The organism is Mycobacterium sp. E3247 (assembly GCF_001667785.1).
GTDB lineage: Bacteria > Actinomycetota > Actinomycetes > Mycobacteriales > Mycobacteriaceae > Mycobacterium.
This window is the reverse complement of record NZ_LZJG01000052.1, coordinates 13,845-36,697: the sequence shown is the minus strand read 5'-3', so window position 1 is coordinate 36,697 and position 22,853 is coordinate 13,845. Positions and strand designations below refer to the sequence as shown.

24 protein-coding genes are annotated in these 22,853 nt (G+C 67.8%); 11 read left to right on the top strand and 13 right to left on the bottom strand.

Translation table 11 applies throughout. The annotated features are described in order from the left end of the window. The first annotated feature begins 168 nt into the window (after positions 1-168). The gene (locus A9X04_RS02715) at positions 169-1,491 is read left to right on the top strand and encodes a magnesium transporter MgtE N-terminal domain-containing protein (protein WP_102417752.1); all 1,323 of its coding nucleotides are present in this window, start codon (positions 169-171) and stop codon (positions 1,489-1,491) included. Next, positions 1,488-3,119, top strand: a complete 1,632-nt coding sequence (locus tag A9X04_RS02710; RefSeq protein WP_067917486.1) for an Nramp family divalent metal transporter — start codon at positions 1,488-1,490, stop codon at positions 3,117-3,119. Before A9X04_RS02715 ends, A9X04_RS02710 begins: the two co-directional genes overlap by 4 nt. Here the strand turns inward: A9X04_RS02710 and A9X04_RS02705 are convergent. Then, the gene (locus A9X04_RS02705) at positions 3,109-4,134 is read right to left on the bottom strand and encodes a TIGR03617 family F420-dependent LLM class oxidoreductase (protein ID WP_067917484.1); all 1,026 of its coding nucleotides are present in this window, start codon (positions 4,132-4,134) and stop codon (positions 3,109-3,111) included. The genes A9X04_RS02710 and A9X04_RS02705 overlap by 11 nt on opposite strands. A 246-nt stretch (positions 4,135-4,380) precedes the next feature. Between A9X04_RS02705 and A9X04_RS02700 the strand changes: the two genes are divergently transcribed. Next, positions 4,381-4,893: a hypothetical protein gene (locus A9X04_RS02700; protein ID WP_067917482.1), complete on the top strand. Its 513-nt coding sequence runs from the start codon at positions 4,381-4,383 to the stop codon at positions 4,891-4,893. 20 nt (positions 4,894-4,913) lie between these two features. Here A9X04_RS02700 and A9X04_RS02695 read toward each other — a convergent pair whose 3' ends face one another. Together A9X04_RS02695 and htpG are read right to left on the bottom strand one after the other, a co-directional pair. Beyond that, positions 4,914-5,129, bottom strand: a complete 216-nt coding sequence (locus A9X04_RS02695; protein ID WP_067917480.1) for a hypothetical protein — start codon at positions 5,127-5,129, stop codon at positions 4,914-4,916. A 103-nt stretch (positions 5,130-5,232) separates the two neighbouring features. Beyond that, the gene (gene htpG, locus A9X04_RS02690) at positions 5,233-7,179 is read right to left on the bottom strand and encodes a molecular chaperone HtpG (RefSeq protein WP_067917478.1); all 1,947 of its coding nucleotides are present in this window, start codon (positions 7,177-7,179) and stop codon (positions 5,233-5,235) included. A gap of 121 nt (positions 7,180-7,300) precedes the next feature. Between htpG and A9X04_RS02685 the strand changes: the two genes are divergently transcribed. Further along, complete coding sequence (locus tag A9X04_RS02685) at positions 7,301-7,918, top strand: TIGR03085 family metal-binding protein (protein ID WP_067917476.1); 618 nt, start codon at positions 7,301-7,303, stop codon at positions 7,916-7,918. A gap of 11 nt (positions 7,919-7,929) precedes the next feature. On the opposite strand, the gene A9X04_RS02680 is transcribed toward A9X04_RS02685, so the two are convergent. The 3 genes from A9X04_RS02680 to A9X04_RS02670 form a co-directional block, all read right to left on the bottom strand. Beyond that, positions 7,930-9,477, bottom strand: coding sequence for a class I adenylate-forming enzyme family protein (locus A9X04_RS02680; RefSeq protein ID WP_067917474.1), 1,548 nt, complete (start codon positions 9,475-9,477; stop codon positions 7,930-7,932). Beyond that, positions 9,474-10,319 carry an acyl-CoA thioesterase domain-containing protein gene (locus A9X04_RS02675; RefSeq protein WP_067917472.1) on the bottom strand — a complete coding sequence of 282 codons (846 nt, stop codon included), beginning with the start codon at positions 10,317-10,319 and terminating at the stop codon, positions 9,474-9,476. The genes A9X04_RS02680 and A9X04_RS02675 overlap by 4 nt, the downstream gene beginning before the upstream one ends. Positions 10,320-10,453: 134 nt before the next feature. Then, complete coding sequence (locus A9X04_RS02670; protein ID WP_067917579.1) at positions 10,454-11,173, bottom strand: VIT family protein; 720 nt, start codon at positions 11,171-11,173, stop codon at positions 10,454-10,456. 348 nt (positions 11,174-11,521) lie between these two features. On the opposite strand from A9X04_RS02670, the gene A9X04_RS30775 reads away from it, so the two are divergent. Together A9X04_RS30775 and A9X04_RS02665 are read left to right on the top strand one after the other, a co-directional pair. Beyond that, positions 11,522-12,169, top strand: a complete 648-nt coding sequence (locus tag A9X04_RS30775) for a chitin-binding protein (protein WP_082974762.1) — start codon at positions 11,522-11,524, stop codon at positions 12,167-12,169. Positions 12,170-12,416: 247 nt separating this feature from the next. Further along, positions 12,417-12,740 (top strand): hypothetical protein, encoded by a 324-nt coding sequence (locus tag A9X04_RS02665; protein WP_067917470.1) that lies wholly within the window; start codon positions 12,417-12,419, stop codon positions 12,738-12,740. 7 nt (positions 12,741-12,747) lie between these two features. On the opposite strand, the gene A9X04_RS02660 is transcribed toward A9X04_RS02665, so the two are convergent. The 3 genes from A9X04_RS02660 to A9X04_RS02650 all read right to left on the bottom strand — a co-directional run bounded on the left by A9X04_RS02660 (position 12,748) and on the right by A9X04_RS02650 (position 15,189). After that, positions 12,748-13,383, bottom strand: a complete 636-nt coding sequence (locus A9X04_RS02660; RefSeq protein ID WP_067917468.1) for a class I SAM-dependent methyltransferase — start codon at positions 13,381-13,383, stop codon at positions 12,748-12,750. After that, on the bottom strand, positions 13,380-14,312 hold the full coding sequence (locus A9X04_RS02655; protein ID WP_067917466.1) for an SAM-dependent methyltransferase: 933 nt from the start codon (positions 14,310-14,312) through the stop codon (positions 13,380-13,382). The genes A9X04_RS02660 and A9X04_RS02655 overlap by 4 nt, the downstream gene beginning before the upstream one ends. Before the next feature lie 445 nt (positions 14,313-14,757). Beyond that, positions 14,758-15,189, bottom strand: a complete 432-nt coding sequence (locus tag A9X04_RS02650; RefSeq protein ID WP_067917464.1) for a nitroreductase family deazaflavin-dependent oxidoreductase — start codon at positions 15,187-15,189, stop codon at positions 14,758-14,760. A gap of 123 nt (positions 15,190-15,312) precedes the next feature. Between A9X04_RS02650 and A9X04_RS02645 the strand changes: the two genes are divergently transcribed. After that, entirely contained in the window at positions 15,313-16,329 is a 1,017-nt protein-coding gene (locus tag A9X04_RS02645) for a YihY/virulence factor BrkB family protein (protein ID WP_067917462.1), read from the top strand. Here A9X04_RS02645 and A9X04_RS02640 read toward each other — a convergent pair whose 3' ends face one another. Continuing rightward, entirely contained in the window at positions 16,330-16,542 is a 213-nt protein-coding gene (locus tag A9X04_RS02640) for a DUF3072 domain-containing protein (protein WP_067917577.1), read from the bottom strand. A 110-nt stretch (positions 16,543-16,652) separates the two neighbouring features. Between A9X04_RS02640 and A9X04_RS02635 the strand changes: the two genes are divergently transcribed. After that, on the top strand, positions 16,653-17,156 hold the full coding sequence (locus A9X04_RS02635) for a DUF2505 domain-containing protein (protein ID WP_067917460.1): 504 nt from the start codon (positions 16,653-16,655) through the stop codon (positions 17,154-17,156). 15 nt (positions 17,157-17,171) lie between these two features. Here the strand turns inward: A9X04_RS02635 and A9X04_RS02630 are convergent, their stop codons facing one another. Together A9X04_RS02630 and A9X04_RS02625 are read right to left on the bottom strand one after the other, a co-directional pair. Beyond that, positions 17,172-17,495, bottom strand: coding sequence for an STAS domain-containing protein (locus A9X04_RS02630; RefSeq protein WP_067917575.1), 324 nt, complete (start codon positions 17,493-17,495; stop codon positions 17,172-17,174). Then, on the bottom strand, positions 17,495-20,065 hold the full coding sequence (locus tag A9X04_RS02625; RefSeq protein ID WP_067917458.1) for a SpoIIE family protein phosphatase: 2,571 nt from the start codon (positions 20,063-20,065) through the stop codon (positions 17,495-17,497). The genes A9X04_RS02630 and A9X04_RS02625 overlap by 1 nt, the downstream gene beginning before the upstream one ends. 122 nt (positions 20,066-20,187) lie before the next feature. On the opposite strand from A9X04_RS02625, the gene A9X04_RS02620 reads away from it, so the two are divergent. The 3 genes from A9X04_RS02620 (at position 20,188) to A9X04_RS29385 (ending at position 21,831) form a co-directional block, all read left to right on the top strand. Further along, positions 20,188-20,883, top strand: a complete 696-nt coding sequence (locus A9X04_RS02620) for a Type 1 glutamine amidotransferase-like domain-containing protein (RefSeq protein ID WP_067917456.1) — start codon at positions 20,188-20,190, stop codon at positions 20,881-20,883. Between the two features lie 168 nt (positions 20,884-21,051). Next, on the top strand, positions 21,052-21,444 hold the full coding sequence (locus A9X04_RS02615; protein WP_067917454.1) for a heme-binding protein: 393 nt from the start codon (positions 21,052-21,054) through the stop codon (positions 21,442-21,444). 87 nt (positions 21,445-21,531) lie between these two features. Continuing rightward, positions 21,532-21,831 (top strand): hypothetical protein, encoded by a 300-nt coding sequence (locus A9X04_RS29385; protein ID WP_082974769.1) that lies wholly within the window; start codon positions 21,532-21,534, stop codon positions 21,829-21,831. Positions 21,832-21,851: 20 nt separating this feature from the next. Here A9X04_RS29385 and A9X04_RS02610 read toward each other — a convergent pair whose 3' ends face one another. After that, positions 21,852-22,757: a YgcG family protein gene (locus A9X04_RS02610; RefSeq protein WP_067917452.1), complete on the bottom strand. Its 906-nt coding sequence runs from the start codon at positions 22,755-22,757 to the stop codon at positions 21,852-21,854. Positions 22,758-22,853 lie beyond the last annotated feature (96 nt).

Here is a 22,853-nt window from a genome sequence, read left to right as displayed (position 1 = left end):
CCCCGGCGTACGATCTTGCGGCCGAACCCGGTCAAGCCACAACACTTGCGCCACCACCGATACTGGCGGTAAGCCGTAGCTGCACACGTTGTCGCGGAATCGTTTCGGGCGGTCGCTCGAAGGGTCGGTCGTGGGGTGTCGAAAGGGAACTGAATGAGCGCATCGGAGATGGCGGCCGAAACTGGCGGGGGGCGGCCGGTGATTCACCTCTCACAGTTGCTGCGCGCCCCGGTGCTGGCCCGCGCCGGGGAGACCGTGGGGCGGGTCGAGGACGTGATCGTGCGACTGCGCGGCACCGACGAGTATCCACTGGTGACCGGCATCGTCGCCGGGGTCGGCGGGCGGCGGGTCTTCATCGGCGACAAATCCATCGATGAGTACAACGCCGAGCGAGTTCTGTTGACCAAGAACAAGGTTGACCTCCGCGGCTTCGAGCGCCGCGACGGTGAGGTGCTGTTGCGCGCCGATGTGTTGGGCCACCGGCTGATCGACGTCGCCAACGTGGAGCTGATCCGGGCGTACGACGTGGAGCTGGAAGATACCGGCGCCGGGTGGATGCTGACGCGCGTGGACACCCGACGGCCGCCACGGTTGTTCGGGCTGATCAAGCAGTCCGGTGGGCACGCCGCTCGCGATTGGAAGGCATTCGAACCGCTGATCGGCGACGCTCGCTCGGACGCCGTGCGGCGCTTGTCGGATCGCTTCGGCGAGTTCAAAGCCGCCGAGATCGCCGATCTTCTCGAGGAGGCGGACAAGGCCGAGGGCGGCGAGATCCTCGACCGCGTGCGCAGCGACCCCGAACTCGAAGCGGACGTGTTCGAAGAGCTGGAGCCGGAAAAGGCAAGCCGCCTTCTCGATGGCATGCCCGACAACGAGGTCGCCGGGCTGCTCGGCCGGATGCGCGCAGACGACGCCGCCGACGCGATCGCCGATCTGCGCCAGTCGCGGCGGCGACGGGTACTAGAACTGATGCCCGGCCCCCAGCGCACCAAGGTCATCACCTTGATGGGGTTCAACCCCGAGAGTGCCGGCGGGCTGATGAACGTCGACTTCGTCTCCTGCGCCGCGACCAGCACGGCGGCGGAAGCGTTGAGGTTGCTCGCCACCGCCCACACCATCCAGCCGGAGGCGCTCATCAAAGTGCACGTCCTCGGCGAGGACGGGCGGCTCGACGGTGTGGTCTCGGTGATCACGCTGCTGCAGGCTGCCGCCGGTGAAACCCTTGAGGGACTGATGGATTCGGATCCCGTGCGGGTCACCGCCGACGCCGACCTGACCGACGTCGCGCTGTTGATGGCCGACTTCAATCTCTATTCCATCCCGGTCGTCGACGACCAGGACCGCGTGCTCGGGGTGGTCACCGTCGACGACGTGCTGGAGGCCACCATCCCCGAGGACTGGCGGCGGCGCGAACCCGCGCCGCGTCCCGTCCGCGAGCCCACCCAACCCGGCGACCAGCACACGCGCGCGCCGGGAGGTAACGGGCTGTGACCACGGGTAGCGAGGAGACGGCCCGTAGCGCGGTGCTCGACACCGCGCACCTGGGTGACATCGAGGGCGCGTTCGGACGGATCAGCGTCGGCGAGACCGAGCACCCCCGCACCTGGAAGACGCGGCTGCTGACCCTGCTCGCGATCGTCGGCCCGGGAATCATCGTCATGGTCGGCGACAACGACGCCGGCGGCGTGGCGACCTACGCCCAGGCGGGTCAGAACTACGGCTACTCCCTGCTGTGGGTGCTGCTGCTGCTGGTGCCGGTGCTCATCGTCAATCAGGAAATGGTGGTCCGGCTCGGCGCGGTCACCGGCGTCGGACACGCCCGGCTGATCAACGAACGGTTCGGCCGTGGCTGGGGCTGGTTCTCGGTCGGGGACCTTTTCCTGCTCAACTTCCTCACGATCGTCACCGAGTTCATCGGCATCTCGCTGGCCGCCGAATACATCGGCGTCTCCAAATACGTCGTGGTGCCGATCTCGGCGGTGGCGCTGGTGGCGATCATGGCAAGCGGCAGCTTCCGTCGTTGGGAGCGCGCGATGTTCATCTTCATCGCGATCACCCTGCTGCAGATCCCGATGCTGCTGATGTCCCATCCGCAGTGGGGTCAGGCCGCCAAGTCCTTTGTGATGCCCAGCATCTCGGGCGGGGTGAGTTCGGACGCGGTGCTGCTCATCATCGCCATCGTCGGCACCACCGTGGCCCCCTGGCAGTTGTTCTTCCAGCAGTCCAACGTCGTCGACAAACGCATCACGCCGCGATTCATCGGCTACGAGCGCGCCGACACCGTGCTGGGCGCCTTCGTCGTCGTCATCGGCGCGGCGGCCCTGGTGATGACTGGCGAATGGGCGGCGCGCTCCACCAACACCGTCGGCGGTTTCACCGACGCCGGCGCGACGGCGCACCTGCTCGGCCAACAGCGCGGCGCGCTCGGCTCGATCTTCGCGATCGTCTTGATGGACGCCTCGATCATCGGCGCCGCGGCGGTGACGCTGGCCACCAGCTACGCCTTCGGCGACGTGTTCGGCCTGAAGCACTCGCTGCACCGCGGATTCGCCGACGCCAAACAGTTCTACCTGTCCTACACCGCGATGGTGGCGTTGGCCGCGGCCATCGTGCTCATCCCCGGCGCGCCACTCGGGTTGATCACCACCGCGGTTCAGGCCCTGGCCGGCCTGCTGCTACCGAGCGCCAGCGTCTTCTTGCTGCTGCTGTGCAACGACCCACAAGTGTTGGGGCCGTGGGTCAATCGACCCTGGCTCAACTGGGTCGCCGGGCTGATCGTCGGCACGCTGTTGCTGCTGTCGGGAATCCTGATGGCCACCACGCTGTTTCCCAAACTCGACGTCGTCGCGGTGGCCGGCTACCTGGCTCTGTCCCTGGTCCTTCTCGCCGTTGCCGCCATACCGGTGCTGCGCTTGATGGCCCGACGCCAACCGGCGCTCCCCACCCCCCAGCTGCCAGCGCGCGGCGTGGACCGCAACGCCTGGCGCATGCCACCGTTGACCCTGCTGGAGCCGGTCGTCTGGTCCCCGGGCACCCGGCTCGGGATGATCGCGCTGCGCGGCTACCTGGTGATCGGCGCACTGCTGTTGGTGGTCAAGGCAATCCAGCTCAGCCACTGACCGCGTCGCGTATCCGGCGGGCCACCTCGCCGTACCGCTCGAAGCGCTCCGGGTCGCCCACGGCGTTGTAAAGGACCAGGCGCGTGGCCTTTCCGGCATATTTGTCCGTCAGCGCGCCCGCCAACCCGTCCCACGTCGACTCGGTGGCGAAGGCGGCGATGTGATCGTCGCTGACCTGGGCCGCCATCCCGGCAAAGTCCCCGGCCTTCTGCTTTTCCCGGATCCGGGCCGTCGTGCCCTCGAACCCCGCCTGGTCCCAGATGAACGCGTAGTTGGGTGTGCTGCCGTAGAAGGCCATGCTGGCGCGCACCGCTTCTCGTTGTTTGTCGCGCTCTTCGTCGGTGTCGCCGACGATGGTCATCACCGGCACGATCACTGCGAGGTCCGACGGCGAGCGGCCGGCTTTCGCCGCCCCTTCGGCGATGCTGGGCAGGACGTGGCGGTCGATGTAGCCCGGCTCGCCGATCGGATGCACGTGCACCCCGTCGGCCACTTCGCCGGCCATCCGCAGCATCCACGGGTTGACCGCTGCGATATCGACTTTCGGATCGGGCGTCGCGATCGGGCCCGGGCTCCATTGCGGGGTGATGAAGTCGAGGTCGTAGAAGTCGCCGTGGTGCTCAAGCGTCCCGCTACGAAACGCCGCAAAGCACGCCTTGACGGCGAACAAGTAGTCGCGCAGCCGCGGGCCCGGCCGCTCGAACGCCACTCCGTAGCGCCGGACGACGTGGGTGCGTACCTGGGTGCCCAGGCCCAGCCGGAAGTTCCCGCCGGTCGCTTCCTGAAGCTCCCAGGCCGTGGCGGCAGTGATGAAGGGACTGCGCGGAAAGGCCACGGCCACCCCCGTGGACAGCTCGAGACCCGGCGCGGCCTGGGACGCGACGGCGGCGTTGAGGTAGGCCGTCCGGCCCGTCTCGGTGAACAACAGGCCCGAGAACCCCGCGGATTGCGTTCGCCGGGCCAGGTCGCCGATCTGCTGCAGCGGCTGGGGGACCGTCATCGCGTCGACGTGCATTCCTCGAAGCCTACGTGGGGCCCAGCGGTGCGTTGGCCGCGGCACGACGGCCGCCCCTTGCTGGGCGGCCACTTCACGGTGTTAGCTCGGTAGTCAGCAGCAACCACCGCCGTTTCGTTAACAGGAGGCTCGCGAACATGCTTCGTGGATTGATCATGGCTGGAGCAATCGCAATGGGGATTGCCCTCCCTCCCCTGGTTCAGGCCGCACCGTCGACCACGACGACCCAATAACGTTGGCGCCTCGATGTCTGTGCCAGCCGCGCGATTGATCGCCGTCGTCTCGATGGGATGTGCCGGCCTCCTGGCGTGCGGGGCCCAGCACGCCGCGCCGCCCAGCCCCTCGAGCTCGAGCGTGACCAAACCGGTAGCGTCCAGCAGTTCGAGCGCGCCGCACGGCCCGGCGGAATCCCCCACGGCCACGACCACGCCGACCTGCGTCGGGTTGTCCATCTGTCCGCCACCGCCACCCGACGCCGAGGGGAATCCGGCGTGCTACTACGCCGACGGCTGGCGCGCCGACGACACCGGGTCCGGCATCGAGGTCTGGTATTTCCGCGACCCGAAGAACCCGTCCGGCCCGGAAAAGATCACGGCGCTCGTGCGCAAGAAGGACGGCACCACCGAGTCACAGGACGCCGACATCGACCCCGGCCAACAGGTGCACCGCTTCGGGTTCCCCAACGCCGCGCCGTCCACAGTGCAAGAAGTCCTGTTCAGCAGCGCCACCGGCCGCTGCTTCGTGATCGGGCCCGGCTGAAGCGCGGGCCCGGTAAACGATTAGCGCTTTGGGGGACGGTGGCTCACCGGTGCGGTGAAGCCCTGAGTGTCGTCAAACTGAGCCCACTGGCCGTCGTCGTTGACTTCCATGCGCCAACCCAGCTCGGTACTGCCGCCGATCGAATGGATGAACCATGCGTGCGCGGACTCTGCGCTGGCAAAATCCCTCGTCGCGACGACCCGGCCACGTGGGTCGATAACGCGAAACTCAACCATGGGATGTGATTATCCCTGCCAGCGACTTTTCAATCGGCTAATCGCCGATTTGCGGGCAAAGCCGAACGCGAACGCTCCTACGGCAACTCTGGCAAATCCCGGGCTAGACGGTGCGGGCCAACCGGTCGGCGAGCAGCTCGGCGAACCGCGCCGGGTCCTCGAGCGCGCCACCTTCAGCGAGAAGTGCTGTGCCATAGAGCAATTCGGCCGTCTCGGCGACTTGGGCAAGTTCCGCCTCGCCGGCCGCCTGCTGTTGCGCCGCGCGGAGCCCTGTCACCAGCGGATGGTTCGGATTGAGCTCGAGAATCCGCTTGCCCACCGGGATGTCCTGCCCGGAGGCACGGTACATCCGGGCGAGGGCAGGGGTGATGCCGAAGACGTCGGTGATCAGGCAGGCCGGCGAGTCGGTCAGGCGACTGGAAAGTCGTACCTCCTTGACATGTTCGCTTAACGTCTCCTTCATCCAGTTCAGGAGGTCGGCGAACTCCTTCTGCTGCTCCTCGCGCTCCGCTTCGCTCTCGTCGCCCTCGGAACTGAGGTCCACCTCACCCTTGGCGACCGACTGCAGCGGTTTGCCCTCGAACTCGGTCACCGTTCCCACCCAGACCTCGTCGACCGGGTCGGTGAGCAACAAGACCTCGTAGCCCTTGGCTTTGAACGCCTCCAGGTGGGGCGATTTCAGGATCTGTTGGCGCGTCTCCCCCGTCGCGAAGAAGATCTGCTCCTGACCCTCCTTCATGCGCTGCACGTACTCGGCGAGGGTGGTCGGCTCCTCCTCGCTGTGCGTCGAGGCGAACGACGAGATCTGCAGCAAGGTCTCGCGGTTGTCGAAGTCCGACAGCAACCCCTCTTTGACGACCCGCCCGAACTGGGTCCACAAAGTGCGGTAGTCGTCGGGCCGCTCGGCCTGCAGCTCCTTGATGGTGGAGAGGACCTTCTTGGTGAGCCGCCGGCGGATGGCCTTGATCTGCCGATCCTGCTGCAGGATTTCGCGGGACACGTTGAGCGACATGTCCTGTGCGTCCACGACGCCCTTGACGAAGCGCAGGTATTCGGGCATGAGCTGGTCGCAGTCGCCCATGATGAACACCCGCTTGACGTAGAGCTGGATCCCGGTCTGAGCGTCGCGGTTGAACAGGTCGAACGGGGCGTGGGACGGGATGAACAGCAACGCCTGGTATTCGAAGGTGCCCTCGGCCTTCATCGCGATGATCTCGAGCGGGTCGTCCCAGGCATGCGCGATGTGCTTGTAGAACTCCTTGTACTCCTCCTCGGAGACCTCTTCCTTGGGCCGGGCCCACAGCGCCTTCATCGAGTTGAGGGTCTCGGTTTCGAGCGTGACGGTCTCCTCGCCGCTCTCCCCCTCTTCGTCCGAGGTCGCCGGCGTCCGCCGCTCGACCTCCATCCGGATCGGCCACGCGATGAAGTCGGAGTACTTCTTGACCAGGCCCCGGATCTTCCATTCCGAGGTGTAGTCGTGCAGCTCGTCCTCGGTGTCTTCGGGCTTGAGGTGCAAGGTGACCGACGTCCCCTGCGGAGCGCCGTCGACGGCTTCGATGGTGTAGGTGCCCTCGCCGCTCGATTCCCACCGGGTGGCTTCGCTCTCGCCGGCCTTGCGGGTGAGCAGCTCGACCTTGTCGGCGACCATGAAGCTGGAGTAGAAGCCGATGCCGAACTGGCCGATCAGTTCCTCGGAGGCGGCCTCGTTCTTGGCCTCCCTCAGCTGCTGACGCAGCTCGGCGGTGCCCGACTTGGCCAGCGTGCCGATCAGGTTGATCACCTCGTCACGCGTCATCCCGATGCCGTTGTCGCGGATGGTGAGCGTCCTTGCATCTTTGTCGACCTCGATGTCGATGTGCAGGTCGGAGGTGTCGACGTTGAGGTCCTTGTTTCGGAATGCTTCCAGCCGCAGCTTGTCCAGTGCGTCGGAAGCGTTCGAGATCAGCTCCCGCAGAAACGAATCCTTGTTGGAGTAGACGGAGTGGACCATCAGGTCCAGCAGTTGCCGTGCTTCCGCCTGAAACTCCAGCTGCTCGACACGCGCGTTCATGACATTCCCTACGTCTCTTCCCAGGTCCCCTGCGGGGACGTTGACGAGTCAAATTTACCGAGTTGCGAAGCGCAGGCGCTTGGGGGTTCGCCCTCGTCCTCCCGGCCTCTAGGCTGAGGACATGTCTGTTGCTCAACGCGAACGAGCCGCCCTCGTGCAGACCATGCGCGCCGTGGGACCGAAGGCGCCGACGCTGTGCGAAGGGTGGAAGACGCGCGACCTGGCCGCCCACCTCGTGATCCGGGAGTATCGGCCCGACGCCGCTCCGGGCATCTTGATCCCGTTCTTCGCGTCGCACACCGAGAAGGTGCAGAACCAAGTGGCCGAGCAGGGGTGGGACGAGCTGGTCGACAAGGTGGCGTCCGGTCCGCCGGTCTACTCGCCGTTCAAGCTGCTCGATCCGGTCGCCAATGTTGCCGAGATGTTCATCCACCACGAGGACGTGCGGCGGGCACAGCCGGGCTGGCAGCCGCGCGCCCTCGAACCCGAGCTGAGCGCCAGGCTGCGCCGCACCCTGCCCCTGATGGCGCGGCTCACGCTGGCCAAGCTGCCGGGCCGGGTGGCGTTGCGCACCCCAGAGGGCAAGACCCTACTCACGGCGGGACGCGGCCCCGCCGTCACGGTGACCGGTGCACCCGAGGAGCTGTTGCTGTTCTCGGTGGGGCGAGCCGCGCAAGTGGAATTCGACGGCGACGCTGCGGCGGTCCAGGCCGTCCGCGAAGCGCCAAAGGGGCTATAGCGCCCCTGGCTTCACCCGAAAGCTTGGCGAAGGTCCTTCTTGATGACCTTGCCGAACTGGTTGCGCGGCAGCGCATCGACGATCACCAGGCGCTCGGGATGCTTGTAGCGGCTCAACCCGCTCGAATGACAGTGCCGCACCAGCGATTCCAGTGACACCTCTTCGGTCGCGGGTACCACCACCGCGCATACGCGTTCGCCGGTACGCGGGTCCGGGACGCCGATGACCGCGACGTCGGCGACCGAGGGATGGGTGGCCAGCACATTCTCGACTTCGAGGGCCGAGACGTTCTCCGCGTTGCGAATGATCGCATCCTTGATGCGCCCCGTCACGCGCACATTTCCCTCCTCGTCGACCAGGCCGAGATCGCCTGTGCGAAGCCAGCCGTCGTGGTCGAACGCGTCGACGTCGAGAGCGGGGTCGGCGTAGCCCAGGAAGCACTGGGGTCCCTTGAGCCGCAACTCACCTTCCTGCCCGGTGGTCAGTTCGGTTTCGTCGGCGCCGACCACCCGGACCTTGACCCCGGCCGTCGGCGTGCCGACGGTGTGGTCGAGCGAGTCGGGTGAGGCGGTGAGCGACGGGGAAGCCGCCACGGGGAACTCGGTGAGGCCCCACGCGTTGGCGATGCCGGGCAGGTCGAAGGCTTCTCGGACCTGGCGGCCCAGTTCGGCGGTGATGGGCGCACCGCCGGCCAGGCAGCCGCGGAGGAAGGGGAACAGCGGCCGGTCGCCGTGGGCTCGCTGGGCCGCGAGGAAGCCGACGAAGAACGGCGTGGCCGTGCCCAGAAACGTCGGGTTGTGCGCCGCGATGGAAAACGGTGTGGTCGCGGGGTCGAATACCTCGAACAGTGCCAACCGCATGCCGGTTTGCAGCGCTGCTGCCAGCATCACCGCCCCGCCGATGTGCGCGACCGGAAACGCGATGGGATCAACGTCGCTGTCGGTGATGCCGACCGCGCCGACCAGAGCCATCGCACCGGCGATCACCGATGCGTCGGTATGCCGGATCCCTTTGGGCGCCGCGGTGGTTCCCGACGAGTAGTAGATCCATCGCGGGTCGCCGGCCGAAGCGGGCGGGGACGCGAGCGCATCGGTTCCTGCGCGCGGCAGCCGGAGCTCGGCGCCCACCGGCGGCGTCGCCAAGTCGAGCGTGATCACCTGGAAGCCGCGGGCCGCGGCCAGGTCGCGCGCCAGCGCGCCGTGCCCGAAGCCGCGCCAAACCTCGGGCACCACAAGGTATTCCGACGAAAGCTGCTCGGTGATGAAGCCGACCTCGCGTTCCCGCAATATCGGGATGATCGGGTTTTGCACCGCGCCGAGCCGGGCCAGCGCGGCCATCACGACCATGGTTTCGAGCGTGGTGGGCAGCTGCCACGAGACGACCGTTCCCGCGCCGATCCCGCGTTCGGCGAACGCGGCGGCCGTCGCACAGGCGGCGTCGTGGAACTGACGTGCGGTCAGGCGGCGCCCCTGGTCGTCGGCGAGCAACGGCCGCGGCGATGCCGTCTTCGCCGCGTCGGCGATCAACGTCCAGTAGGTGACGCCGCTTCCGATGCTCATTCGTTCGTCGGATTGACCTGCGTCGGGCGGAATCCGGAGTGCGCTATCGCGACCGACACGCCACTGCCGATGGGACCTGTGCGGTCGACGAGGACGGCCGACCCGGTGGCCACCCCGTCGTGGCTGTTATGGGTCAGGGAGGCCATGCCGATGTGCGGGCCTTCCGGCAGCCGGCTCAGCGTGAGCGTGTAGTCGACGTTGATGAACTGCAAGCCGTTCGTGCCCCAATTGGCAAGGGACGCCGTGATATCGGCCGCCATGGCGGCGCGGGTGAAGGGGGTGAGCGGTTCGCCGTCGATGAGCGAACGTGTCTCGTACAGCCAGGTATATTTCGGGCCCGAGGTGTCGTCCCAGTCGGGGTCGCGATTCTGCAGTTCGGTGCCCCAGCCGTAGGTGCGCATGAAGAGCGTGGGTTGGGCGCCGTCCTCGAGGGGCAGCGGCGGCATCTGCGGTTGCGGCGACCACACCTGCCCCTCCGGCTGGGGGCCGCGGCGCAGGAACAGCGCACTCCCCCGCGCGACCGGGGCGTCACGCTGGGTGACGACGGCCTCGACGAGCCGCAGGCGCCGACGGTCGTGGTGCACGGTGGTGTGCACCTTCATGGGTTCCAGCGCGACCGGTGCGGGAAGGTCGACGGTCAGCCGGGCGGGTTGCAGTTCCGGGTCATCGACCGCGCGTTCGAGCGCCCAGCCCAGCAGGCCACCAACCACATGCCCGCTGAGCGATGGACCCCACCCACCGCGGGCGATCTGATTTGGCACGAAACGGCTTTCGTCGCGCGAGAAGTACGGCGCCTGCGCCGCTGCAGCAACGTCATCCGGCACGACATTGGTCTCGGTCAATGCACGACGCTCCGCCCAGAGATGGATCCCTCGTGTGAGGATGGCAACAGTAGATATTACAGTTTGCTCGCCAGTCTCAACGGGCCGACCTGTTGCGGGTCAATTGTGTAGCCGAGCAACGGCGTTGGCGCGCGTCAGGCGATCGCGGCGCCCACCAGGTGGCCGATCGCGTAGGTGATCGACAGCGCGAGGCCGCCCCCGATGACGTTGCGCAGCACGGCCGGGCCCCTGGGCGCCCCACCCAAACGGGCCGACACCGCCCCGGTCATCACCAGCGCGGCGAGTACGGCCGCGACGGTGACCGGGATTCGCCACGCCGCCGGCGGCGCCAGGATGGCGATCAGCGGCAGCAGGGCGCCGACCGCGAACGACAGCGCCGACGACGACGCCGCCTGCCACGGGTTGGTGAGCTCATCGGGATTGATACCGAGTTCGACTTCGGCGTGGGCGAGCAGCGGATTGTGGTCGGTCAGCTCCTCGGCGACGGTGCGGGCGGTGGCCGCACTCAGGCCTTTCGCCTCGTAGAGGGCGGCGAGCTCGTCCAACTCGGCGGCAGGATCGTCGCGCAGTTCTTGGCGCTCCTTGTGCAACAGCGCCTTCTCGGTGTCACGCTGGGTGCTGACCGACACGTATTCGCCCAGCGCCATCGACACCGCCCCGGCGACCAGTCCGGCGCTGCCGGCGGTCAATACCGGGGCGCGTTCTATCGTCGCGGCGGCAACGCCCACCACGATGCCCGCCGTGGAGACGATTCCGTCATTGGCGCCCAGCACTCCGGCGCGCAACCAGTTCAACTTCGATGAGACCGAGCCCTGATGCGGTTCGGCGGGATGCGGATGCGACGGACTCGACACGGCCGCAACGATATACGCCGCCACGCCGGCGGACTAGCATACGTAGCCTTGCCAAAGCAGTGACGACGTCTCGGCCGCGGCGTTTTGCCCGAAGGTGGCCGCGGCGGGCCGGCGTCGATTCGCGACACATAAACGTCTGCGACGACTCGCCGTCACAAGTCGCCGTGGTTTATCTCTCGCGGTTCCCGGCGCCGTCCGCCCCCCTTTCGCCACGTCAACACGCAGGTCGGCGCGCCCCAGAGGTTCTGCATGGACCACTCACAGCCGTTGCATAGGGAAGCTATCTAGGGTCGGTCGGGTAAGGGGGGATTCTGAGGAGTTCACCAGCCGATAGACAGGTGAAGGACTATGAAACTTAAGCAAATACTCGGGGGGATCACCGTCGCCGGCGCTCTGGGAGCCGCCGCGCTGGGTATGGGTGCCGGTGCGGCCAACGCCGCTCCGGGTGCGCCGCCCGGCCCGGCCGGCAGTCACGGCGGGCCGGCACCCGGAGGTATCCATCCACCGAACGCACCGGGTGATCCGGGCGGCCCCGGCGGTCCCGGTGGTCCGGGCGGACCCGGTGGTCCGGGCGGACCGGGTGGCCCCGGTCACCCCGGCGGCCCCCAGGGCGGACCCGGCGGACCCGGCGGTCCCGATCATCCGGGCGGACCGGGCGGACCCGGTGGACCCGATCACCCGGGCGGGCCTGGGGGTCCCGGTGGACCCGATCACCCGGGCGGGCCTGGGGGTCCCGGCGGACCCGGTGGGCCGGGCGGCCCGTGGCACGGAGACCCGCAGCGTGGCTACTTCCGCGGCGCACCTTGGGGTGACGGGCCGGCACCCTGGGGGCCCGGCGAGCCGCCGCGACCCGATTGGGACAGGCCACTCCCGCCGCCTGGCGGGCAATGGGGATACGGCCCGATCAACTACTGGGGTTACCAGGAGACGCCCATGTGGGATGACGGATTCCACCAGTGGGGGTTCTGGTTCTTCGGAGTCTGGATTCCGCTGTAAACAGCAGTGACCACAGCGCCCGCTTCGCCACTTGGCGAGGCGGGCGCTGTGCTGCCGTCCGATGAACGTGCCAGGCCGCCGGGGCGACGCGTGCGGTGGTTGCTCAGGTGGGACCTTTGGCCTTTGGGCGGGGGCCCTACGCCATGCCATAGATGCCGTATGACCCTCGTTTGACGTGTCTCGATAGCGAAACATCGAGGTCACGGATTGGGCTCAAAGCTGAGCAATTGACCGGACAGGAGGCGCGATGACCTCGCCAGAACTTCGCGTGAGCCCGCTCTACGCGGGCACGGTTGTTGTCGCCGTGGTATCGGGAATCTGCGCATTGGCCGCGCTTGCCGCCGGATCGCCGCTTCAGTTCGGTGTCGCGTTGGCGATATTCGCCGCGGGGTGGATCGCCGCCGACTTCATCGAACGAGCGGCTGCGCCCGGGCAGCAGCGTTTGGCTCGATGTGAAGTCACCGTCGCCCGCCCGCTGCCCGCTTACCGGCCCTCGCGCGTCGTGCACGCCGGTCAGTGCGAGCATTTCTCGCGGCCGGCTCCGCGGGTCGTGAGCAAGTTCGCCGCCTGACGATCGATCAGCTCTTGGTGCCGACCGTAATCAGGTCGGGAATGACCTGCGTCCACATCGGTCGCCGAACGCGATGCTGATCGCTGATTGCAAACCCGGCACCCTCGAACAACGCGCGCATCTCCCCCGGCGACGCATTGTGCTGCGGCTTCCATCTGTTGGCCGAGGGTGCTTGCAGCAGCGGTTGCCGGGCGCTCAAGGCCGCGACGGCCACCAACCCGCCCGGCGCCAGGACGCGGTGGAATTCGCGCAACGCCGCCGGCTGATCGAAGAAGTGGAACGCCGAGGTGGTCACCACCGCGTCGAGCGCGCCGTCGTCGAACGGCAACTGTTCAGCCGGACCGCGCAGCCACCGCACCCGGTCCGTCCTCGCGCGGGCGCGGGCGAGCATGCCGTCGGACATGTCGACACCGAAGATCTCGTCGGGCACGAGCTCTCGGGCGATCCGGTCACTGAGAATGCCGGTGCCGCAGGCGATGTCGGCGATCTTGCGGGCCCGATGAGCGCGCAGCTGCGCAATCACCTCATCGTGAGGCGGGCGGTAAACCCACCGCTGGAGGAACGGCAGATCGTACGCCGGGGCCAGAAAGCTCCACAGCCGCGTGACGGTGTCGTTGAGCCCCCGCCTACTCGGTGCCGTCATTTGCCCAGCACGGAGCTGTAGTAGATGGTGTCGGCGACCGACACCGAGTCGTTGGTTTGCGGAATCGCGGCGAGCCCGCTGCCGGCCAACAGCTCGCTCATCTTGGTGCCGACCGTCCGCCACCCCAGGTTCTTCAGATATTCGGCAACGTCGTTGCGCTCGCCCTCGAAACCCAGCTCCTCCCAATCCAACTCGAAGCCGTGGTCGCGCCACTTGGCGGTGGCCCTGCGCATCATCTCCCGTGCCTTCTCGACGTCCTGTTGTGGCCGGTCCGGGATGGCTTCCACGGCCAGCCTGCTACCCTCGGCGCTCAGCGCGGAGATGTTGTCGAGCAAGCGATCCTGCGCGTCCGGCGGCAAGTACCCGAAAAGGCCTTCCGCGATCCAGGCCGTCGGGCGGCTCTTGTCGAAACCCGCTTCCACCAACGCTTTCGGCCAATCGCGTCGCAGGTCAATCGCGACCGTGCGCAGGTCGGCCTGCGGGGCGGCGCCCAGCTTCGCCAGTGTGGTGGTCTTGAATTCGATCACCTCCGGCTGGTCGATCTCGAACACCGTCATGTCGGCCGGCCACGACAACCGGTAAGCGCGCGCGTCCAGGCCGGACGCCAGGATGACGGCCTGACGGATGCCCGCCTGCGCCGCCTCGCGAAAGAACGCGTCGAAGAACCGGGTACGAGCGGCCATGGCCGCGGGCATGTGCTCGAGTTTCCACCCGGAGTCGTGGTCGTCGACGTCGGCGGCGTCGAGGTCACCGTCGACCCATCGTGTGAAGAAGTCCACGCCGACGGCGCGAACCAGCGGCTCGGCGAACCGGTCCTCGATCAGCGGAGTGTCGGCCTTGGTGGCGATCGCCCGGGCCGCGGCCACCATGGTGGCCGTCGCGCCGACGCTGGTGGCCAAGTCCCACGAGTCGTTGTCTGTGCGTGGCATGCGCCTGTTTCCCCCTCGGAGTGAAGCGATACTTAGCCACTATAACGACCGCGAGGGGCTGTAGGTTCCCGCGTGTTTCGCGGCAGGTCGCCGCGGGCCCGGGGCGTGGTTGTGGGTCCTACCGGGGGCCGGGGCCGCCAGGCCCACCCGGCCCGCCGGGACCACCAGGTCCACCCGGCCCGCCGGGACCACCTGGTCCACCCGGCCCGCCGGGCCCGTTCACGGCGGGGACCGCGGGAACGCATTGATGCAAGTCAACGCTCCACACGAACCCTTCAGCGCAATTCGGGTCGGCGCGGCTGATGGCCGGCGCGGAAATCGCGATTGCCGGCGATGCCGTCAAAGCGAGCGCGAAGGCGCCGAAAGCCCAACCCCGTAACAGGTGCTTCATCGCCGCGATGCTCATGTCGGTCATTTTGCGACAGGCGACCCACTGGCGGTGCTGTTATTCGGTAACCAGTTCGAACACCGGGATGAGCCGGTCGGTGCGCTCCTGGTACTCGCCGAACCCCGGCGCGCGCTCGACGACGATCCGATACACGGAATCGCGCTCGTCGGGCGGCAATTCACGCACGGTCGCCGGCTTGGGGGCCCGCGAGCCGATCTCCACAGTCACCCATGGGTTGGCGCGGATGTTGTGCACCCATGCGGGGTTGTTGTCCCGGCCCGCGGCGGACCCGACGATGTAGATCCTGCCGTCCACGTCGAAGTAGGCGACGGGATTCACTCGCTGCGCACCGCTGCGCGCACCGGTCGAGGTCAACAGCAGCAACGGAAAGCCCTCGAACTGTCCGCCGACCTTGCCGCCGTTGCGGCGGAACTCCTCGATGTTGCGCTCGTTGAATTCGCGCTCGGAGCGCTTCACATCGTCGGCCATCACCCCATCCTCGCAGGGAATCCGGCGGCGAACTGACCCACGGTTGACCGTCGCCGAATTCGGGTATCACCTGGCAATCCCATCGGGGGGGATCCGCTTCCGCTGCGACGAAGTGAGCACGAGATGGTCGGCTGGCTGGACAGGCTGCAGCGACGAAACCGCGCCGCGGGCGTGGTGATCGCCGTCGTTTACAAATACCTCGACGACCAAGGCGGATATCTGGCCGCATTGATCACCTACTACGGCTTCGTGTCGCTGTTCCCCCTGCTCTTGCTGTTGACGACGGGCCTCGGGCTGATCCTCGCCGGGCGCCCGGATCTGCAGCAACAGGTGCTGCACAGCACCTTGAGCCAATTCCCCGTCATCGGCAACCAGTTGCATGAGCCCGCAGGCCTCAGCGGCGGCACCGTCGCCGTGGTCGTCGGCATCGCAGGTGCGCTTTACGGTGGTCTGGGCGTCGGTCAGGCCGTGCAGAATGCGATGGACTCGGTATGGGCCGTACCGAGGAACAAGCGTCCCGACCCGTTGCGCTCCCGCGCGCGCAGCCTGCTTCTCTTATTGGTCCTCGGCTCGGCCGCCCTGGCCGCCACCGCCCTGTCCGCGGCCGGCCAGGCCACCGGGGCGCTGGGCGTATTCGGAAAGATCGGCGTCGCAATGGTCGCCGTAGGAATCAACGCACTGATCTGCCTCGTGGCCTTCCGGGTGACCACCGCCCGGGGGCTCACCTATCGCCAGGTATTGCCCGGAGCGCTTGCGGCAGCTGTGATCTGGCAGGTATTGCAGTGGGGCGGAGCCGGTTACATCCGGCACACGGTGAAGACGGCCAGCGCCACCAACAGCGTCTTCGCTTTGGTGCTGGGATTGTTGGCCTTCCTGTTTCTCATCTCGTCAACACTGGTTTTGTGCGCCGAAATCAATGTCGTTCTGGTGGAACGGCTTTACCCGCGCGCCTTGCTCACGCCGTTCACCGATGACGCGGAACTCACACCGGCCGACCGCAAGACGTACACCAAGAAGGCAAAAGCCGAACAGGTCAAGGGGTTTCAACGCGTCAGCGTCAGGTTCGGCGACCTCGCCCGCAAGGCGGGCCGGCCCGGTACGCCGACGCCGCCGACGATCCGGAGCCGGCCCGCCGGCTAGTCAGTTGCCGCGGCCCGTTTCTTGCTGCAGCTCGTCGATGAGCTCCGACGCCTGGGCCTTGGTCATGTCGTCGGGCACCTCGCGCTTGGCTTCCTGGGCCAGGGTGTGCACGTAGCTCCGCTGGGGACCGGTCATCGGCTCGTCGCCCGTCACCCACTGGGACGGGTCCTTCTCGGGATTTTCGCCGGGCGCCTGTTGCGTGTCGTCAGTCATGTCTTCCACCTCCGCGCAGGGGAATAGCCATCGCACGTACGTTCGAAACATGGCTTGGGTGTGGCAGGCGTCGCAGCCAGGACCCGTCCCATTTTGGAAGAATCGATGCCATGTCGCGTTCCTTCGACATCCTGATCGAGTCGCCGGTGAGCGTGGAGCAGATCCACGCGACGTTCGGCCGCGAGGACTATTGGCTGGCCCGCCTTCGGGTCAGCGATGCTCCCACGACCCTGGATTCACTGGTCGTCGACGCCGACGGCACGGTGGCGGTTCGCGCGACCCAGCACGTGTCTCGCCAGCTACTGCCCACGCTGATCGCCAAAGCCGTCCCCGGCGAGCTCAAGATCGTCCACAGCGAGACGTGGCGACCAAGCGGGGGCGGCGAGGTCCGAGGGCAGATCAGGGTGGTGACCTCAGGCGGCGTGGGATCCGGCCGTGCGGAAGCACGGATGGCGCCGACCGACGACGGCACGCAACTGCGGTTTGCCGTCCAGGTGGCGGTGAAAATCCCGCTGGTGGGCCGCAAGCTCGAGAAGTCGATGGAAGCCGACCTGGCCGAGAGCATTCCGGCGTTGCAGCGCTTCACGACCACCTGGATCGCCGAAAATCCCTGAGACCTGAGAGGCTCGTCAGCCGTCCGCGATGGGCGAGGCGGGCTCGACGGCGACGAGTTCGGTGAGTCCGCTGATGGTGAGGATGGGCATCAGGATCGGGTGGGCGATCAGGTTGATGTGGTTGGCGTGGGCGAACAGGGCGTTGATGGCGGCGCTGTCCAGGTACTCGACGCCGCTGAGGTCGACGGTGAGCGGGCCACCCCCGGCGGCCTGGCCGCTGGCGGCGGTGAGGGCTTGAACGAAGGCGTCGATGTTGCTCAGGTCGATCTCCCCCGCGGCGACCAACATCAGTTCCCCGTCGTTGCGGCGCGCGGTGTCGAGGGTGAGCGACGTGGGCATCATGTGATCCTCGCGGATAGACGGACCGTGGTTCCGGCGGCGTCGGGGTCGATGGTGACGTCGTGCATGAGCCCCCGCATCAGGGCGATACCCCGGCCCCGATATGGATAGCTGGCCGGCTGCGGGGGCTTCCACGTGCCGGTGTCGGTGATCGTCAACTGCACTTGGTCCACCAGTGCGGTCGCGCCGAGGCTGATCGTGCCCTCGGGTTTGTCACGATGACCGTGCTCGATGGCGTTGGCGACGGCCTCGCCGGCGGCGACGAGCACGTTCATCGCCTGCTCTGGGTCCAGCCGGGTCCGAGTCAACCAGTGGCGCAACGCCGTTCGGGCCGGGGCGAGGTGGCTGACGTCGGCGGGGAAGGTCAGCTCCAGCGGCGCGGGATGGCGGTAGAGCAGCAGGACGACGTCGTCCTGATAGCCGCCGCCGGGAGCCAAACCGGACATGATGTTATTCGCCAAGTCGTCGAGGGTGGAGCTCCGTCCGTCCTGCACCAGCGTCGCGGCGCGGGAGATGCCCTGTCCCAGCGCGGTGCGGCGGCGTTCGACCAACCCGTCGGTGTAGAGCAGCAGGGTCGCCCGCGCCGGCAGGATCACCCGACCCTCGGGGCGCGGCCAATCCGCACGCACCCCCAACGCGATGGTGTGACCGTCGTCGAGCATCTGCGTGGTGCCGTCCGCGTGGACCAGGATGGGCGGCGGGTGCCCGGCGCTGGAATACACCAGCTCCCCCGTCTCCGGGTTGAGCACCGCGCAGACGGCGGTGGCGCACTGGGCGCCGGGCAACCGCGCCGCGAAGCGATCCATCCCGGCCAAAGCGGCGCCCGGGCTTGGGTTTTCGAACAGCAGCGCCCGACAGGCGCTGCGCACCTGGCCCATCACGGTGGCGGCGGCCAGGCCGTGCCCGACGCAGTCGCCCACGACCATCGCGATGCGCCCGTCGTCCAGGTCGACGATGTCGTACCAGTCGCCGCCGACCTGTAGGGGCCGGCTGGCGGCCTGGTAGCGCACCGCGAAGCCGTGCGGCAGATCGGCGGGGCCCAGGATCGCGTGCTGCAGCGCCAGCGCGGTTTCGCGCTGCTGGTCGACCTGATGGACCCGCTGCAGGCCCTGGCCCAGGCGGCCCGCGAGGACCGTGAGCAGGGTCTGGTCCTCGAGGGTGAACGCCCGCCGCTCGGCCAGATCGATCCACACCACGAGCACGCCTTCGGGATGCTGCAGCGCGATGCCCGCCGTCCCGGCGTCCCCGGTGCTGGGGGTGAGGAGGTCGCCGTCTCGCAGTGAGCTGAGCGTCTGTTGGGTGGCGGGCGGCAGTTCATCCCACTGCGCGGACTCGCCTACCGATACGACTTGCGGTGTCGCGTAAGCGGTTTCGTTCGAGGAGCCGTGAGTTGGGAAGGTGACCGCCACGACGCGACGGGCCCGCCATAGTCGGCGCAACTCCTCGGCCGCGGCGTTGATCGCCTCGTCGACGGTGTCGGCTTGCGCGAGTTCCTGATTCAGCGCGTGTTCGCGACCCGCCGCCAGCGCCAGGGCGATGGCCGCGTGCCGGGCGAAGTCGCTGACCAGTTCGAGGTAGTCGCTGCCGAACGGGGACTGCTGCGGGTCGCGGGCGACGGCGATGACGCCGAGCACCGCGCCGTCGGCGATCAGCGGCATGACGATCGCGGAGCGTTCGCCGACGTCGGTGAATCCCTCGATCGGGTATTGGAAGGAATCGGTGATCAACGGCAGGCCTCGCCGCGCGACACCGCCGGTGGTGGAGCCGTCCATCGGCACCTGGCGACCGATCACCTCGGAGGAGTACCGCCCGGCCGTCGCGGCGACGACGAGGGTGTTGACCTCTTCGGCGGGCAGGTCGGGCTCCTTGGGAACCAGCAGGATGGCCTGCTCGGCTCCGGCCAACTCCAGCGCCCGGTTCACGATCAGCTGCAACGGCCCGGTCTGTGGGTCGCCGGACAGCAACGCGGTGGTGATCTCGCGGCTGGCCTTCGTCCACTTGGCCGACTCACGTTCCCGCTCGAACAGCCGCGCGTTGTCGATGGCCGCCGCGGCCGCAATCGCCAGCGCCCGCACGGCGGCGGCCTGGGAGTCGGTGAACACCCGGCCGGGGCGATCGTCGACCAGGTAGAGGCTTCCGAAGTCGGCCGCCCGCACCGTGATCGGCAACCCCAGGAGCGCCCGCATCGGCGGATGGTGGGCTTGCAGCTCGCCGGCCTGCGGATGGGCACTCACGTCGTCGAGGCGCAGACCGTCGCCCACCGGCAATTCGCCGAGTTGCCGCGCCGTTTGCTCGTCGATGCCGGCGCGGACGAAAGTGGCCAGGGTGCCGTCGGGAGCGCGGATGCCCAGGGCTGCGTAGCGGGAGCCGGTCAGCTCGATCGCGCCCGTGACGATGCGATGCAGCGTCACATCCAGGTCGAGATCGGAACCGACTTCGCTGATGACCCGCACCAGTTGTTCCATCTGGTCGCGAGCCGCCACCAGCTCGTCGAGTTGTTCGTGTATCTGGCTCACCAGCTCGCGCCGGCCCTGCCAGGTGAACGCCGATCCACCCCCTTCGTTGCCCATGGATACAAACCTAACCGTTCACCTGAGCGATCCCTACGGGCGGCGTTGATCGTCAAGGCCGGACATAGGGGGTTTACTCGGTCTTGACCACGCTTTGAATCGCCCCACCGACGATGGCCGTTATGAGTATTGCCCCACTACATCAGCCGCTTTATCTGCTGGCGGACAGCCAGCTGCTGTTCTGGAGGCGGCGGGGCCGACTGCTCCTCGAAGAAGCCGTCGAGCGGTTGGCCGGGGCCACACCGCCGAGCGCGGCCTACCTTGGCGCCTCCAACGGGGATCGCCCCGAGTTCTACGACATCTTCGAGGCGGCGGTGGAGGCCGTCGGGATCACCGACCGTCGCATGATCGACTCGTCGTTCGACCGCGCAGACCGCGCCTTCCTCGAGGGCGCCCAGCTGATCGTCCTCGCGGGCGGCGACGCGCGTCTCGGCTGGCACACGTTCGAGGAAACCGGCATGAGGGACGTCATCCTGGACCGGTACGCCCGCGGGGCGGTCCTGGTGGGCATCTCGGCCGGCGCCGTCCACCTCGGGCGTTACGGGATGGTCGAGGCACCGCAATCCCCCGAGCCGGGGCTATTCGACGTGTTCGGTCTGGTCCCCCTGGTCGTCGACGCGCACGACGAGCGAGCCGGTTGGGCACGGCTGGCGCGGACCATCGAATCGCTGGGCGGAGCGGCCGCCGGGCTCGGGATCCCCTCGGGCGGCGGAGTCATCGCGCATGCGGACGGCACCATCGAGGCCCTGCGCCGGCCGGCCCACAAACTCGTCTTCGACGGCGTTCGCGTCGTGCGCTCACCCATGAACGCCGATTAGGCAATCTGCTGACGGTTGGCCGTCCTAGTAGTGACTTTCGGCCCGAGTAATGACCCTCGCGGCGTGGCCAGAGTTGACACCATGCCAATTGCAGCTCGACTCAGCTTGAAGCGGGCGGCAACCGACATCGGTCCCGGCCAGGTTCATCGCCGGATAAAGGAGCCAGTCATGTTCCTCGCAGATCTGTTCACGCGCCGGCTACTGGTCGGAGCGATCGGCGCCGGCGCGCTCAGCGGCACCCTGCTATGTGCGACCGCGGGGACCGCCGTGGCCGAGCCGCCGCCCCGGCCCCCCAACTGCACGGCAGCCGACATGGCCGGCGTTGCGGCCGGCGTGGCCGCGGCGCTCTCGACCTACCTCTACACCCATCCGGACCTCAACGGGTTCTACACCGGCCTGCAGGATCAGCCCAAGGATCAGATTCGGGAGGACGTGCAGCAGTACTTCAACGCCAACCCGCAGGAGCAGTCCGATCTCGAGAACATTCGCCAACCGCTGGCCGACATCAGGCAACGCTGCCAGTGGACACCGCTACTCGGGCAGGTCGGCGCGACTCCCTGACCGTCGGGCTGTGCGAGCATGCCCCACAAGCGCCCTCGATTCGCCTCCGGTGCGCGTGAGCGCAGCCGTGATGGGAAGGAGATCCCGATGAACGTGCGGTCTTGGACTGCAGGTGCGCTGGCGGCGTTGGCCTTTGCCGCCATTCCAGAGATCTATGCCGTCGTGCAGCCCGCCGGCGTGGCCAACGCGGACGTCTGCGCAAGCGTCGGCAGGCGTGTTTCCGTGAGCGGGTGCACGAACATCGCCGATACGGTCAACGCCAATGTGACGCCGCCGGAGGCGTATGCGCCGCTGCCGCAAGACTTTCCGCCACCGCCGCCACCGCCGCCCCCGGTCAACGTCTGTGTGGGAGGCGGCCGACGGATTCATGTGAGCGGCTGCTTCTGACGCCGCGGTTGGCGCAACGATCATCGGGCGGATGTGGAGCCCCGACCTCGTGGTGGGCGGTGTGCCGCCAGCACGTCGGCGTTCGCCAGCGTTTGCGCCTGCGCGGCCAGCGTCGAAGCCCGATTGGCGTGGGCGACTGCTTCAGCGGCGTTGATTGCTTCCTTGGCTTGCGCCGCCGCGAAATGTCCTTTCGCCTCGTCGACTCGGGCCAGCGCCCCGGCGCCGACGCTGTCGTGATGCCGGGCGACGTAGTCGGAGATTTGGCGCAATCTGGTGTGCGCGGTGGACAACGCCTGCCCCGCCGAATCGCCCACGCTGATCTGGCCATCGCCGGGGTCGACCCGCCGTGGTGCACGCCGGCGGCGGCGCACCCGATAGAACACGAGAAACAGCACGACGATCAACACCAGGACGCCGAGGCCGATCGCGATCGGCACCCACATCGGCTTTGAGGTGCCCGCCGCCTTGTTCAACCCATCTGCCGCGGCGACCGCAGCACCGCTCCAGTCTTTGACGGCCACCGCGGGTTCAATCTGGTTGCTGCGCAGACGGTTCAGCTCGTCGGGCGTGACGCCCTCCGTATTGGGCGGCACCGAAAACGCGTAGAGCTTCGTGTTGGTGGCTACCGCCAGCAGCGCGTCGTGGTCGCCCAACCCGCTGGCGCCGCGGGTTCGCTCGGCCCAGTTATCGGGTTTGAACCGGGAAAAGTTGTCGACGTAGACCACCCACAGCTGAATATGCCGATGGCTGTAGAGCCGGTCGATCGCCGCATTGACCGCCGCCCGACCGGGATCCGTCAACGCCCCGACGCCGTCGGTGACGTGGTCCATGAGCTTGGACGGTGGTTGCGCGCCGGCGGGGGCGGGCATCAGCAGTCCCGTCATGAGGATCGCCAGGACTGCGCCGATCAGGCGAGCAACGCGCATAGGGGTAATTTAACCGGCGATTCCCGGTGGGGCGCAGACCGCCGCTAGGCCAAATCGATCGGGGTGAGGAAAACGGTAGGCGGCGGGCGCACGCGC

Coding starts and splice junctions, on each gene's coding strand:
- A9X04_RS02715 (WP_102417752.1), top strand. CDS start 169: ATGGCGGCCGAAACTGGCGGGGGGCGGCCGGTGATTCACCTCTCACAG.
- A9X04_RS02705 (WP_067917484.1), bottom strand. CDS start 4,134: ATGCACGTCGACGCGATGACGGTCCCCCAGCCGCTGCAGCAGATCGGC.
- A9X04_RS02700 (WP_067917482.1), top strand. CDS start 4,381: ATGTCTGTGCCAGCCGCGCGATTGATCGCCGTCGTCTCGATGGGATGT.
- A9X04_RS02695 (WP_067917480.1), bottom strand. CDS start 5,129: ATGGTTGAGTTTCGCGTTATCGACCCACGTGGCCGGGTCGTCGCGACG.
- htpG (WP_067917478.1), bottom strand. CDS start 7,179: ATGAACGCGCGTGTCGAGCAGCTGGAGTTTCAGGCGGAAGCACGGCAA.
- A9X04_RS02685 (WP_067917476.1), top strand. CDS start 7,301: ATGTCTGTTGCTCAACGCGAACGAGCCGCCCTCGTGCAGACCATGCGC.
- A9X04_RS02680 (WP_067917474.1), bottom strand. CDS start 9,477: ATGAGCATCGGAAGCGGCGTCACCTACTGGACGTTGATCGCCGACGCG.
- A9X04_RS30775 (WP_082974762.1), top strand. CDS start 11,522: ATGAAACTTAAGCAAATACTCGGGGGGATCACCGTCGCCGGCGCTCTG.
- A9X04_RS02665 (WP_067917470.1), top strand. CDS start 12,417: ATGACCTCGCCAGAACTTCGCGTGAGCCCGCTCTACGCGGGCACGGTT.
- A9X04_RS02660 (WP_067917468.1), bottom strand. CDS start 13,383: ATGACGGCACCGAGTAGGCGGGGGCTCAACGACACCGTCACGCGGCTG.
- A9X04_RS02655 (WP_067917466.1), bottom strand. CDS start 14,312: ATGCCACGCACAGACAACGACTCGTGGGACTTGGCCACCAGCGTCGGC.
- A9X04_RS02650 (WP_067917464.1), bottom strand. CDS start 15,189: ATGGCCGACGATGTGAAGCGCTCCGAGCGCGAATTCAACGAGCGCAAC.
- A9X04_RS02645 (WP_067917462.1), top strand. CDS start 15,313: ATGGTCGGCTGGCTGGACAGGCTGCAGCGACGAAACCGCGCCGCGGGC.
- A9X04_RS02640 (WP_067917577.1), bottom strand. CDS start 16,542: ATGACTGACGACACGCAACAGGCGCCCGGCGAAAATCCCGAGAAGGAC.
- A9X04_RS02635 (WP_067917460.1), top strand. CDS start 16,653: ATGTCGCGTTCCTTCGACATCCTGATCGAGTCGCCGGTGAGCGTGGAG.
- A9X04_RS02630 (WP_067917575.1), bottom strand. CDS start 17,495: ATGCCCACGTCGCTCACCCTCGACACCGCGCGCCGCAACGACGGGGAA.
- A9X04_RS02625 (WP_067917458.1), bottom strand. CDS start 20,065: ATGGGCAACGAAGGGGGTGGATCGGCGTTCACCTGGCAGGGCCGGCGC.
- A9X04_RS02620 (WP_067917456.1), top strand. CDS start 20,188: ATGAGTATTGCCCCACTACATCAGCCGCTTTATCTGCTGGCGGACAGC.
- A9X04_RS02615 (WP_067917454.1), top strand. CDS start 21,052: ATGTTCCTCGCAGATCTGTTCACGCGCCGGCTACTGGTCGGAGCGATC.
- A9X04_RS29385 (WP_082974769.1), top strand. CDS start 21,532: ATGAACGTGCGGTCTTGGACTGCAGGTGCGCTGGCGGCGTTGGCCTTT.
- A9X04_RS02610 (WP_067917452.1), bottom strand. CDS start 22,757: ATGCGCGTTGCTCGCCTGATCGGCGCAGTCCTGGCGATCCTCATGACG.